The organism is Enterococcus sp. DIV1328a, from assembly GCF_050536905.1.
Lineage (GTDB): Bacteria > Bacillota > Bacilli > Lactobacillales > Enterococcaceae > Enterococcus > Enterococcus faecalis.
This window is the reverse complement of the sequence record NZ_CP172912.1, coordinates 2,694,026-2,706,856: the sequence shown is the minus strand read 5'-3', so window position 1 is coordinate 2,706,856 and position 12,831 is coordinate 2,694,026. Positions and strand designations below refer to the sequence as shown.

9 protein-coding genes and 1 riboswitch are annotated in these 12,831 nt (G+C 41.4%); of the genes, 6 read left to right on the top strand and 3 right to left on the bottom strand.

Annotated elements, in window-relative coordinates:
- The first annotated feature begins 15 nt into the window (after window positions 1-15).
- The 5 genes from pplA (at window position 16) to IGL93_RS12960 (ending at window position 7,859) form a co-directional block, all read left to right on the top strand.
- A complete protein-coding gene (gene pplA / locus IGL93_RS12980; protein ID WP_002367507.1) occupies window positions 16-945 on the top strand; it encodes an extracellular electron transfer flavoprotein PplA in 930 nt (309 codons plus the stop codon).
- Window positions 946-1,200: 255 nt separating this feature from the next.
- Entirely contained in the window at window positions 1,201-2,268 is a 1,068-nt protein-coding gene (locus IGL93_RS12975; protein WP_002354751.1) for an FAD:protein FMN transferase, read from the top strand.
- Between the two features lie 13 nt (window positions 2,269-2,281).
- On the top strand, window positions 2,282-3,229 hold the full coding sequence (menA, locus tag IGL93_RS12970; RefSeq protein ID WP_002358958.1) for a 1,4-dihydroxy-2-naphthoate polyprenyltransferase: 948 nt from the start codon (window positions 2,282-2,284) through the stop codon (window positions 3,227-3,229).
- 387 nt (window positions 3,230-3,616) lie between these two features.
- Entirely contained in the window at window positions 3,617-3,979 is a 363-nt protein-coding gene (locus tag IGL93_RS12965) for an LPXTG cell wall anchor domain-containing protein (protein WP_010776206.1), read from the top strand.
- Window positions 3,966-7,859, top strand: coding sequence for a WxL domain-containing protein (locus IGL93_RS12960; RefSeq protein WP_010776205.1), 3,894 nt, complete (start codon window positions 3,966-3,968; stop codon window positions 7,857-7,859). The genes IGL93_RS12965 and IGL93_RS12960 overlap by 14 nt, the downstream gene beginning before the upstream one ends.
- Before the next feature lie 192 nt (window positions 7,860-8,051).
- On the opposite strand, the gene IGL93_RS12955 is transcribed toward IGL93_RS12960, so the two are convergent.
- Together IGL93_RS12955 and IGL93_RS12950 are read right to left on the bottom strand one after the other, a co-directional pair.
- Entirely contained in the window at window positions 8,052-8,195 is a 144-nt protein-coding gene (locus tag IGL93_RS12955) for a putative holin-like toxin (RefSeq protein WP_033628601.1), read from the bottom strand.
- A gap of 331 nt (window positions 8,196-8,526) precedes the next feature.
- On the bottom strand, window positions 8,527-10,143 hold the full coding sequence (locus IGL93_RS12950; RefSeq protein WP_002408396.1) for a phosphatase PAP2/LCP family protein: 1,617 nt from the start codon (window positions 10,141-10,143) through the stop codon (window positions 8,527-8,529).
- Between the two features lie 91 nt (window positions 10,144-10,234).
- Window positions 10,235-10,401: riboswitch (M-box (ykoK) riboswitch) on the bottom strand.
- 429 nt (window positions 10,402-10,830) lie between these two features.
- On the opposite strand from IGL93_RS12950, the gene IGL93_RS12945 reads away from it, so the two are divergent.
- Window positions 10,831-11,469: a lytic polysaccharide monooxygenase gene (locus IGL93_RS12945; protein WP_002375448.1), complete on the top strand. Its 639-nt coding sequence runs from the start codon at window positions 10,831-10,833 to the stop codon at window positions 11,467-11,469.
- Between the two features lie 263 nt (window positions 11,470-11,732).
- Here IGL93_RS12945 and IGL93_RS12940 read toward each other — a convergent pair whose 3' ends face one another.
- Window positions 11,733-12,725, bottom strand: a complete 993-nt coding sequence (locus tag IGL93_RS12940) for a biotin--[acetyl-CoA-carboxylase] ligase (protein WP_010776203.1) — start codon at window positions 12,723-12,725, stop codon at window positions 11,733-11,735.
- Window positions 12,726-12,831: the final 106 nt, after the last annotated feature.

The following is a 12,831-nucleotide window of genomic DNA, read 5'->3' as shown; positions in this document are numbered from 1 at the left end:
AAAAGGTGACTATCAATGAAAGTGAATAAATTTGTTAAAGGTTTTGCGGCAATTGCATTATTTAGTTTAGTATTAGCAGGCTGTGGCGCAGACAAGAAAGACAACACAACGAACTCTTCTAGCGCAGCATCTTCAGAAACGAAAAAATCAACTGAATCATCAGCACCAGCGAAAAAAGTTGCCGGTGGCGATTTAAAAGATGGTACGTATAAATTAGAAGAAAAAAATGAAAAAAATGGTTACCGTGCAGTCTTTGAAATGACTGTAAAAGACGGCAAAATCACTGAATCTAAATATGACAACATCAATGCTGACGGCAAATCTAAAACAGAAGACACTAAGTATGAAGAAAGCATGAAAGCAAAATCTGGTGTTGGACCAAAAGAATACATCAAACAATTAAACGATTCTTTTGTTAAAGCACAAAGCGCAAGCGGTGTGGAAGTAGTAACTGGTGCGACTCATTCATCTGAATCATTCCAAAACTACGCACAACAATTAATCCAAGCAGCACAAGCTGGTAACACAGACACAATCGAAATCGACAATGGCGCAACATTGAAAGATGGTACGTACTCATTGAAAGAAAAAAATGACTCAAACGGCTACCACACAACATTCTCAATGACTGTGAAAGATGGTAAAGTGACTGAATCTAACTACGATAACGTGAACGCTGACGGCAAATCTAAAAAAGATGACACTGAATACGAAAGCAAAATGAAAGACGTTACTGGCGTTGGACCAAAAGAATATATCGAAACATTAAACAAAGAATTTGTTAAAGCAATGGGCGAAGAAGACGGCTCACCTGCAGGTGTTGAAGTGGTAACTGGTGCAACACACAGCACACATTCATTCATCAACTACGCACAACAATTAGTGAACGCTGCTGAAAAAGGCGACACAACTGAAATCGTTGTTGACAACATCGTAACAAAATAATTAGAAATAAATGAATCGTGAAGTAGTTCCTGAAATGCTTTTCAGCAATTACTTAGCACCATTGAGGGGTTGGGAAAAAGTCGGTTGGCTGACTTTCCCGCCCCTTTTTCTTCGCTAGTTCTGTCCATCATTTCACAAATTTTTTTCACAGAAATTTGTGAATTTCCAAGAGAAAGACTTTTCATTTTTTCCAAAAAAGGCTACTATGCAAGAGAACTTATTTTTTAATTAAAGAAGGAAAGAAGAGGGAATCCTATGAAAAAGAAACTTCTGCTCATGGTGAGTGTTCTAGCAGTGCTGTTTGTGGCAGCTGCTTGTTCCTCAAAACCAGAAGCGAAAATTAATACAGAACCATACTCTGACCGTCAAACAATGCTTGGTACCTACGTTCAAATTCGCATCTACGATGATGGCAAAGAAGACGTCTTACCGAAAGCCTTTGCCCGTGTCAAAGAACTAGGCGATAAAATCACGGTTAACCAACCAGGTTCAGAAATTGATGAAATCAACCAAGAAGCAGGCGTGAAACCAGTCAAAGTCTCAGATGACCTGTATCCTTTGTTGAAAAAAGCCTATGAATATAGCAAAGACTCCCGCGGCGGCTTCGACATGGCAATTGGCCCAATCACCTCTATGTGGCACATTGGCTTCGATGATGCCCGCAAACCAAGCCAAGCCGAAATTGATCAAGCCTTGAAACTCGTTGATTACACGAAAGTCAAATTCAACGACAAAGAGCAAACCGTTTACCTTGAAGAAAAAGGCATGCAATTGGATTTAGGCGCAATTGCCAAAGGCTTCATCACCGACGAAGTCGTGAAAGTTCTGAAAGATAACGGCGTCACTACCGCTATCGTCGATTTAGGCGGGAATGTTTACGTCTTAGGACACAGCCCACGTGGCAAAGACATGGACTGGACAGTCGGCATTCAAGATCCGAATAAAGCTCGCAACACTGTTTTAGGTCAAGTCAAAGAAAGCAACAAAACCTTAGTTACATCAGGAATTTATGAACGCTACTTAAAAGTCGATGGCAAAACGTACCACCATCTCTTCGATCGTGAAACTGGCTATCCGTTTGATAACGACATCGCGGGTGTCACCATTATCACCGACAAATCCATCGATGGTGATGGTCTCTCAACAGCCGTCTTCTCAATGGGCGTCAAAAAAGGACTAGAATATGTCGAAAGTCTGAAAGGAACCGATGCCATTTTCGTCACAAAAGACGACAAAGTCTACATCAGCAAAGATATCGAAGGCAACTTTGAAATCGGCAAAGACTCTGGCTATACGATGGGGAATCGGGCCGATTTGAAATAAGGAGCGACTAAAAATGTCTTTAAATGTGTTTTTAAAAGTAGTGGAAATTCAGACGAAGCTTGCCAGTCTCTTTCCCTTCATTATCGGGGTCTTGTTTTCAATGACCTATTTTGGGGAAGTCCAGTGGGGCAACACGCTGGTTTTCTTCATTGGCATGGTGGTCTTTGATATGGCCACCACCGCCATTAATAATTACATGGACTTCAAAAAAGCCAAATCGGACGTCTACAAATATGAAGAAAATATTATCGGACAATCAGGCGTTTCACCACAACTAGTTCGCAACATGATTTTCGCCATGATTGCCTTCACTGCCGTTGTGGGTGCGTACTTGACGGTTCAAACCGGTTGGCTCTTCCTTGTGTTAGGAGGAATTTGCTGCTTCATCGGGATTTTCTACACGTATGGACCGATTCCGTTATCCCGTATGCCCTTAGGAGAAATTTTCAGTGGCTTCACGATGGGCTTAGGCATCTTCGTCTTAACCGTTTACTTGAATGTCGTCACCAATCCGCCTTTTTACTTAACGGTTGATTTCGCCAGTGGCGCCTTTCGCTTAGACGGCAATCTCTGGGCGGTGCTTGCGATTGTCGTGGCGTCCTTGCCCTTGGTCTGTTCGATTGCTAACATCATGCTCGCCAACAATTTACGGGACTTAGACACGGATATTGAGAACCACCGTTATACATTAGTCTATTATATCGGGCGTCCAGCGGGGATTGTGCTGTTTCAAGTGTTAGCGCTAGCTGGCTATCTGGTGATTTTATTCGGCTTCATTAGTGGTATTTATCAATGGCCAGTGTTAATTACGTTTGCTACTTTACCTGTCATTTGGAAAAATATTCAAACGTTTAAACAAGAATTGCCGCAGCCGAAAAGTTTCCGCCATTCCATTAAGAACTTAATGGTTTTTAATGGCACCTATGCTTTAGGGCTATTAATCAGTGCCTTGCTTGGTTAGAACCTAAAAAAAGTGCGAGGAATGCGAAAAAAATCTTGTTTTTTTAAAAAAGAATGCGTCGGAATAATTAAGAAAAGCTCAAAATGTTAGTCTTTAATGCTAACATTTTGAGCTTTTCTCGTTAAAAAGAGTAAAGACTTAAACTTTGAACGCGTGATTTCGAGGGAAAGTAGGCGTAGAACAACATTTTTGTTTATCGATAATTAAATAACGAGCTTGTAAACGTTGTTCTATCAACGTGTTTCAAAAATTTCGCATAGGGTGCGTAAAAATCGTCAACTTCTACAGGGGGGTTCTTTGTTATCATAGAGGTATGAAAAAAAGGTTGTTTGAGCAGTGATTGTACAGAAGCTCAAATCTGTTGTTGATTTAAAAGGAGGTTTTTAAATGAAAAAAAAGCGTTATTTAATGATTGTGTGTCTACTATCTTCTCCTAGTTTCTTTATAAATGTTGAAGCATCTGATGGTGGTTCTAGTTCGGTGGGGATTGAATTTTACCAAAATCCGACAACACCCGCTCCTAAAGATGCCCCGCCGAAAACAGATGCGCCAGCTACTGATCCCAAGGGACCAGCTGGTCCTCCGCAAGGAGATCAACGAAGTGGTGGTTCGACACAGACCACCACAACTGGCTCAACGCTCCCTCGTACAGGGAGCAAGAGTCAGGCAAATCTTAGCATTCTCGGCTTGGTCTTAATTGGCCTTGTCGGAATGGTACATAGAAAGAAGGGACGACATGAAGCAAACTAAGTGGCAACGTCTTGCAGCTATTGGTTTATGTGGTTCTTTGCTAGTGAATGCCTTTTCGGGCGTGACGGCAGTTGCGGAAACCGTCACGATTGAAAGTAGTCCGACCGCTAAAAGTAGCGCCAAGGAAGAAACACAAGCAAGTAGTGAAACGCAAGAAACAACGACTGAAACAAGTCGAGAAGAAGTAACACAGGAAATAGAGAAACAAGCAGAAGTGGCGGTAGAAAAGAAGGAAGCACCGCCAGTGAAAGTGGAGCAAAAAGAAGCGGAAGCTCAGCAGGAGGTGCAACTCACACCGCAACTCCCAGTACAAATCCAGAATCGAGCGATTGGGGTAAAAGAAGGTAAAAAAGTATCAGAACTTTCTACATGGTTCGAATCAGAGGCAAATTCTTTTCCAGCACAAAATCAAAGCTATGTAGTACCAGAGTCTCGCTTTAGCATTAATATTGCTTCGGAAGATAAAACGTCTTTAAATATGGAAGATTTTCAATTAACTTCTGAGATGGGATTAGATAGATGGAGGGCATCTACGAATCTGTCTGGTTTTGTTTCTCCTGGAGATCAAACGATACCAGTGTCAAATGTACCGACAACTACAGGACTGGATATATTGATACCTAGTCAAACTCTAAACGTAAATTATCTTCATTATTGGTCAGATATGATCGTATATTATTTGAAGGACCCTGTTCTGACAGTTCCCAAATATATTGATACTATTGAAGTAGCCAATTCAGGAATATTTAACAGATATGAGCTATATAGTTACTTAGAACGCCCATATAATATTAAATTAGTCAAAACAAATAATAGCTATACCCTTCAGCAACCGTTGAGTCATGTATGGAATAAACCCTATTCAGCAGGCTTTGCAGCGGAATTAAGGGCAACTTATGAGAAAAAGCAGGCTGGTTTAACGTATGTTGCTGCGCAACAAGATATTGACTTAACAACTACTTACAAAAAAGTCACCGAAAACTTCGTTGATGCCACAGGCGCCAAAATCACACCGCCAACTGGTTTCACGCAAGGACAACAAACAAGTATTACGAGCAATGACTTCACATACACCAGTGCCAAAGCCTTGCCAGATACGTACAAGGCAGGCGGCAAGACCTACAAATTCAAAGGCTGGTACAAAGGCACGGACAAAACAGCCCTGAAAACGACGAAAACACCAAGTTATGCCGTCACTTACGATGACCAAGACGACATGACGGCGGTCTATGAAGTGGACACAGGTAAAGATTACAATTTTCCAAGTAAGACTGTGAATTTCCAATTTATCGATGAAGCAGGGACGATTATATCGCCAACGCCGTTTACAATTACAACCGATTTACAACAAGAAATTAATTCCACTTATACGAAGCTTGGATCGATTACTGGGATCAATTCAGGAAATACCAAACGAGTGACGATTCCTGCCAAAACGATTAGAGCAGATGTATCTTTAGGTGGTGTGAATAATTATGGAACAACCAATACAAGAATCACTATTCCAAAATTTTATGAAAATATCTCTGTCTATACAGGAAGTGCTTATACACAAGCTACGTTGAATCGTTATTCAACTGCAGATAATACATTAATCGGTAACCCAACCAGTAATGCGCCATTGTATTACGGACTAAACAAAATGACAACGACACAATTTAAAGTGAGTGAGTATGATTCGACTACTACAATTCCAGAACAATCGGAGTATCTGTATAATCGATTGTATGTATCAGGTGCATCCCGTTTATTTAATTCTTACGTTACGCCAGTAGGGACGATTTACTATCAGTTAACCAATCGCAAGGTCACCGAAAACTTCGTCGATGCCAGCGGTGCCAAAATTACACCACCAACAGGCTTTACCCAAGGCAACAAAGTAGTGATTGATAGTGAGAATTTCACCTACACCAGTGCCAAAGCCTTGCCAGATACCTACACAGTAGGGGACAAAAACTACAAGTTCAAAGGTTGGTACAAAGGCACTGATCAAACCAAAATGAAAACGACGAAAACACCAAGTTATGCCGTCACTTACGATGACAAGGATGACATGACGGCAGTCTATGAAGAAGTGCAAGAAATCACTGTTCACCCAGGATTCTACGCAGAGTTTGTCGATGAACAAGGTCAAGCGTTCACGAATCCACTTACGCTTTCTGGAAACTATACAGAATTTTTCAGAAAAACCGCCACTAGTCCCTTTGAAGCAACAGGTTCGCTTTACCCAATGGTGGGAAGTAAAGAGGCGACCGTTGCTAATCGCTATAAAGTAGAAACAAAGCAAAACGTCTTGATTCCTAATGATTATGAACTTTTTTCTGATCTACCAACAGGTGTTTTAAATAAAGGTTTTGCGTTGAACAACTTTGATATTACGAATGAATTGAAGTATGTTGACAAAGTGGAAGCAACAACGAAAACCATTACGTTGTACGACTACGAGACCATTAGTGACATTGGCACCAACCTTCTATCGGATTCAGCAACGACTAGTTTTACTAGTTTTGAAACAGTGTTTAACAGAGAGACGAACAATACTTTTTCTGTTAAGGCAAGGTGGGGCCAATCAGGACTAACAAGAGATGTCCTTCCTAGTTTGTTATTTCTAACTAGTGCAAATTCCCAACCAAGATTATTTGGTTTCGATGGAACTAGCGACTACAAGCAAACGATAAACTATAAAGTCACACGAAAACAAGTCACCGAAAACTTCGTTGATGCCACTGGTGCTAAAATTACGCCACCGACAGGTTTCACGCAAGGGAAACAAACACCAATGACAAGTAACAGCTTCAAGTATACGGCGACGAGAGCTTTGCCAGCTAGTTATTCAGCTGGTGGCAAAGCCTATACTTTCCAAGGTTGGTACAAAGGTAAAACCAAACCAAACACATTGACAACAAGTACGACGCCAACATATAACACAACCTTTGATGGCAATGACGACATGACGGCAGTGTATAAAGAGGAAGTGGCAAAAGCGAGTGTTACTTTAACACGCACTACAGCTGAAACAGTGACTAGCGGCGGCAACGTCACATGGCGTGCTACGATTACCAATACAAGCCAAGCACCATTAACTACGGCGACCATCAAGAAATCAACGGCTTGGACAACTGGCTTAGCAGCACCAACTGCCATGATCGTTACACCAGTTGGCGGCACGGCGAAAACCGTCCCAGTCACAGCGACTACTTGGACTAATGGCGTTAGCTTAGGGACTGACATCCCAGTAGGGAAATCTGCCACGGTTCAGTTCACTACCAAAGCGACGGGGACAGCGGGGCAAGTCTTGCGTGCAGGGATTACCACCAGTGGGAATTACAGTGGCATTTCTGCTTCGGCAACTGTTCGTGTGAAAGACAATGATCAGGCGATTGTTACACCAACGGCTGAAGGCTTCATCAGTGTCCCAACTTTCAATTTTGGTCAGATAGGGATTGCAGGAAACACACAACAGCATGGCCTGAAGAAAGCCGCTGATTACTACGGCAACGGTACACGCAATCCCTATCTGCGAATTAAGAAAACTCAACCGAATTGGAGCTTAACGGCACAACTGTCCCAACCAAAATCAGCTACAGACAGCTTGCCAACAGCGACTCGCCTATTATTAGGCACGGCTCCTGTTTCAAGTTTCTCCAATTACAATCAACCAACGGAGTTGAAAAACATGATTGGCACCACGACTGCCATTAACTTAACGGCAAATAACACGGCTACGAACATCGTTGCCAACCAACAATTTACTGGCAGTAATGTCTATCAACTAGACTTCGCATTTGATAATATCAAATTAGAAGTACCAGCTAGTCAAGGCATGACTGGTCAACAATACCAAGCTGCAGTCACGTGGAATTTAGTGACTGGCCCATAAAAATAAAAATGCCCGAGCCTTGAAATAGGAGGCTCGGGCATCTTTTATTGATGGTCTTTTTAGGGGCGTTGTGCTATAATGGTAATGAGAAGAGAGATATGCTGTAACATACCTCTCTAGTGTAGAGCCGTTTCAGACGGTAGCGATTTTTAGTGATTTATAAAAAATAACCGTGCTCGCTAAAGTTGACGGTTATTTTTTCTTGTCTTCTTTAACAGCTTTTAGGATTCCGAAGATTAACGTTGCGATAAAAGAACCGAAACTAATCATCAGAGCTAAAGCTTCTGCGATAGACAAAAGGCCTCTCCTTTCATAGATTTCAGTACTTACATTCATAAGCACCACCACCGAAAGGGGAAAGCATCTGCTCCTACGCTTCTCACTTCGTTGCGATTCTCGTCGCAAAGCGCATGTTCCTGTGCGCTTGCCTCCGTGTTAACTTATCTACACTTAGATTATACCATGTAAAACAAAAAAATAATTAGTTTCCAATATATTTTTTAGGCAATTGTACTATAATGGTAATGAAAAGAGAGCTATGCGCTAACATACCTCTCTGATGTAGAGCCGTTACTAACGGTGACAAAAATTAATATTTTTGAAATGACCGTCTAACTAGCCAAAGTAAGCAGCGCCCCTTTCATTAAGGGGCGCTGCTTTTTAGTCGTTATTGCGATTGTTCAGTGTCTTTTGTAGAGAGGTTCATTTGTTCTTTAATAGCATTTTCGACACGTTGGCGTTCACTCTCTTCCACAAGTTGATAAGAAATACCTTCAATCCCTGTCACGCCATCGCCAGTGTAATCGTAGCCTTTTAATTGATCGGTTTCAATCGTTTTTAGTGCGGGGGTGTATTTTTTTAGCATTGCCATCATTTGGTCAAAGGATAAGTCGGTTTCGCCATGTTCGCCGATTACGTCCAGAATTTCTTGATATTTTAGCAAGCTGTTAAAAGAAAGTAGTTTGTTGGTTAATTCGATTAAAACTTCTCGTTGGCGGCGTTGACGACCATAGTCGCCTTCGGGGTCTTCGTAACGCATGCGCGCGTATTGTAAAGCTTCCCAGCCCCCTAAATGCTGTTTGCCTTTCGGATAATGAATCCCTTCAGCGTCAAAAGCAAAGGCATTGTCAACAGTGACGCCGCCCACCGCATCGCCAAGGTCCTTCATAGCATCCATATCAATTGAAAAGTAATGATTGATTGGGATGTGCAAGACATTTTCAACCGTTTTAATTTGCATATCGGCACCACCGAAAACGTGGGCCGCATTGATTTTATTGTATTCGCCATTGGTGCCAGCCATTTCCACATAGTAGTCACGCGGGATGCTGGTGATGGTAGTTTTTTGTAATTGATTATTCACTGTAACCACCATCAAGGCGTTGGAGCGGTAATCGGTTTTGCGTTTTGAGTCATTCGCAATTCCCATAATTAAGAAACTAACCGGTTCTCCTTTGGCTAAATCGGGACTCTTCGTGGAAGATTTTCTTGGTTTATACATGGTGTTCGCCGTTTTTTGCAAATTACGATACATGCTGACGCCGTAAGCGGAAACAGAAAGTGTGCCTAAAAATAAAAGGGTTAAACTAAAGACCACGAATAAACTTTTTCTTTTACGAGAATGGCGGCGCCGGCGTTGTGTCGGTACTTCTGCTTCCTCTGGTTCAGGTGCCGGCAAATAACGTTGAACAATTTGAAATGAAAAGTTGATCCAGCTATAACTTAGGAGCATCCCAGCGATGACATCACTAGGATAATGAACGCGTAAGATTAAGCGACCTAACACAATCAAAACTAAATAAGTGAGTAAGAAAATTTTGATGCCTTTGGTTTTTTCGACATGAAGATAGGCCAAAATGATCAAAATCGTACAGACTAGCGCCATTGCTAATAATGAATGTCCGCTGGGAAAGCTAGCAGAGCTTCGATCAGCTAAAGCGCCTAGGTTTGGTCGAGCCCGACCCACCACATGTTTAAAAACGCTCCCTAAAAAGCCGACAGCTAATAGGTTACTGACAGCCCAAAAGGCTAGAATTTTTTCTTTTTTGCGTAAAAGGTAAACCATCAATAATAAGAAGAATAGCAGCATTGGTCCAATCGTGGCAGTTTTTGCTAACAGATTGACCGCTGTTAAAAGTGGGGCATTTAATTGCCATTTGATGTGATAAATAGCTTCGTCCATTTGTTGAAACCAATTTGGACTAGCCGCCACTAACAAAGTGAGGAAAGAAAAACAAAGCGTTGTTAGGGCATAAAGTGGAAATTTTTTATTCGATGTTTGCATGAGAATCCCTTTCTTTTTCCCTTGAAAGAGTAGACTAAGCCAGCATCGATCGTAAATAAGCGCTTGCGACTAAACAGGACACAGCAAGCCAATCGGTTCTCATCGTCTGAGCTTTAGCACTATCCAACGTAAAGATTTCTCTTAGCTATTTTTAGAAGAGCCTTAATTCGACCATTCCTGTTTTACACATTGGTGTCTTTCGACATTTCTGCGCAATAGCCTATGTTTGGATAGGAGCCTCACCTAACAAGGTTATTTTATCTAACGCTAGAAGTATAGAATTTATGCAGCGGTTCTCACAATGAAGTTTAAGAAAATTTATTGTTTTTTAAATAAATTTAAAGGTGTGGGGAAGTGAAGCAGTTAAAAAAAACAGTACTTGAGCATTCTAAAAAAAGAGTGGGCAAGGCTGTTCTCGGTTAATCGCTATAAATAGTAGGTGTTCAATAATGATAAATTAAAAAACAAACATTTTTTATAAGAGTGCTATAAGTTTTTCTCAGTAAAAAAGGCGGACAGTTGCTATTGAATTGCTAGTTCATTTAAAATAAATATGTCGACAATAATTGTGCACAAAGTTGATGGTCGCTATCGAAAAAGTAAAAATGATGTTGTGGAGATTTTACGTTTCAGTTGATTAAGATTACATGTTTTTTGAAGGGTTTTGCTTATAAGGGAGCGATATACATGAAAAAAATGATGTTATTCATAATTGCAGTAGGCGCAACGATGATCAGTGTTTTTGCTTTAGGAGATGCACAGCAGAGTTATGCACACGGCTATGTTGATAGCCCAGTCAGTCGAGTCAAAAATGCGGAAGCAAACGGATTTGGATGGGGGCCTGGTCAAGACAGCTCACAGCCAGAAATTATCACGACACCCCAAGGAATTGAAGCGCCAACTAAATTATTAGACACGGGTCAATTAAATGGAAGGTTGCCTTCAGCTGGATTAGCAAGCTATTCCAAACTAGATGAACAAACAGCCACTCGTTGGGTAAAAAGTAATATAACAACAGGAGAGAATAATTTTAAATGGGTGATGACGGCAAAACATAAGACCAATCGTTTTAGATACTATATGACGAAACCTGGATGGAATCCTAATGCACCATTAACGATGGACGAAATGGAACTGATTGGCATAGTAGGGCAACCAATCGGTCAAGATTTACCTCCTGGTCAAGGATTTATGGTCAATGATACAGAAACACACAGAATAAATATTCCCGCTGATAGGAAAGGATACCATGTTATTTATGCCGTTTGGGATATCAATGACACGATTAATTCATTTTATCAAGCGATAGATGTTAATGTTCAATAATCAGGTATCAAGATAATGCGGCTGAGACAAAAGTGTTTAGCGCCAAGAACCAAGTAGGTCCTGTTCATCATCAAATCACTACGTTCTTCGTGATTCTCAACATTTGGAAGGATTAAGATACGCCGAACACTTGTGTGAGAAAGTCAATTTTGGCTTATTTTCGAAGGGGCTGCTTTTGTTCAGCTGATTATTTTCAGAAGTAGAAAGTGGGACATCAGTCAAAACGACTGATGTCCCGCTTTCTTTTTTCTAAATTTCCCCACTTATCCTCGACGCCATTCACCAATCTGGTCCAAACTAATTTCCCCAGAAGACAACGTTTTGGACGTACCATCAGGCAACTGGACAATCAATTCCCCGTTTCCATTAATGGTTGTCGCAACGCCGCGGAAGTCTTGCCCGTTTTGGGTAAAAGCGACGTCTTTGCCAATCACAAAGGAGCGTTGTCGGTATTCTTCTAAAAAGTCTTTCGTTGAACGTTCGTCTAAAATTTGGTAAAAATGATTCCAAATGTTGGCGACTAATTCATTTCGCGTCGCTGTCGGTTCACCATCTGGGAAAAGAGAAGTCACTTTCTGCCGAATGTCCTCAGGAAATTCGGTTTCTGTAATTGAAAAATTAATCCCCATGCCGATGATGACATTTGAAATCTGCCCTGTTTCCACATTGCTCATGGCTTCCGACAAAATCCCGCAAACTTTTTTGCCATTTAAATAAAGATCATTGACCCATTTAATTTCTGTGTGAACGCCTGCCAGAGCATCCATTGCTCGAGCGACCGCTACGGCCATAATCACAGTATATTGGGCGATTTCTTCAAAATTTTGGTTCGGTTGAAGCACCATGCTCATGTAAATCCCTTTACCTGGCGTAGCGAAAAATGGTCGGCCGAACCTGCCCCGCGGCATTTCTTGCATGTCAGCAACAATCAAAGTATTGTCGGGCGTCTGGTCTAAAATCGCCCGCTTAGCATCGGTCATGGTAGATTCAGATGTTTCTAGGACGGTAATTGTTAAAGGCGGTGTTTGGGGCCATAATGCCAACTGAATGCCTTCTGCAGAAAGGACATCTGATTTTTCAAGGCGATACCCCTTGTTTTGCACGCTAGTAATTTGATAGCCATCTTTTTTCAATTCATTAATCGCTTTCCAAATAGCTGTGCGAGATAAGGATAGACGTTGTGCCATCTCTTCGCCCGAAAGGAATGCGGGCGTTTGTTTCATCAATAAAGTTAGGACTTGGCTTTTTGTCGACATATTTTTTCCTCCGATTCGTTATGCTTATTGTAGCGGAAAGGAAAAGGCTTGGTCAACTAGTGAAAAAATCCATCTTAGGATGGAGGAAAATGAAGCAGGCGTTTGC

Coding starts and splice junctions, on each gene's coding strand:
- menA (WP_002358958.1), top strand. CDS start 2,282: ATGTCTTTAAATGTGTTTTTAAAAGTAGTGGAAATTCAGACGAAGCTT.
- IGL93_RS12960 (WP_010776205.1), top strand. CDS start 3,966: ATGAAGCAAACTAAGTGGCAACGTCTTGCAGCTATTGGTTTATGTGGT.
- IGL93_RS12950 (WP_002408396.1), bottom strand. CDS start 10,143: ATGCAAACATCGAATAAAAAATTTCCACTTTATGCCCTAACAACGCTT.
- IGL93_RS12955 (WP_033628601.1), bottom strand. CDS start 8,195: ATGAATGTAAGTACTGAAATCTATGAAAGGAGAGGCCTTTTGTCTATC.
- IGL93_RS12945 (WP_002375448.1), top strand. CDS start 10,831: ATGAAAAAAATGATGTTATTCATAATTGCAGTAGGCGCAACGATGATC.
- pplA (WP_002367507.1), top strand. CDS start 16: ATGAAAGTGAATAAATTTGTTAAAGGTTTTGCGGCAATTGCATTATTT.
- IGL93_RS12965 (WP_010776206.1), top strand. CDS start 3,617: ATGAAAAAAAAGCGTTATTTAATGATTGTGTGTCTACTATCTTCTCCT.
- IGL93_RS12940 (WP_010776203.1), bottom strand. CDS start 12,725: ATGTCGACAAAAAGCCAAGTCCTAACTTTATTGATGAAACAAACGCCC.
- IGL93_RS12975 (WP_002354751.1), top strand. CDS start 1,201: ATGAAAAAGAAACTTCTGCTCATGGTGAGTGTTCTAGCAGTGCTGTTT.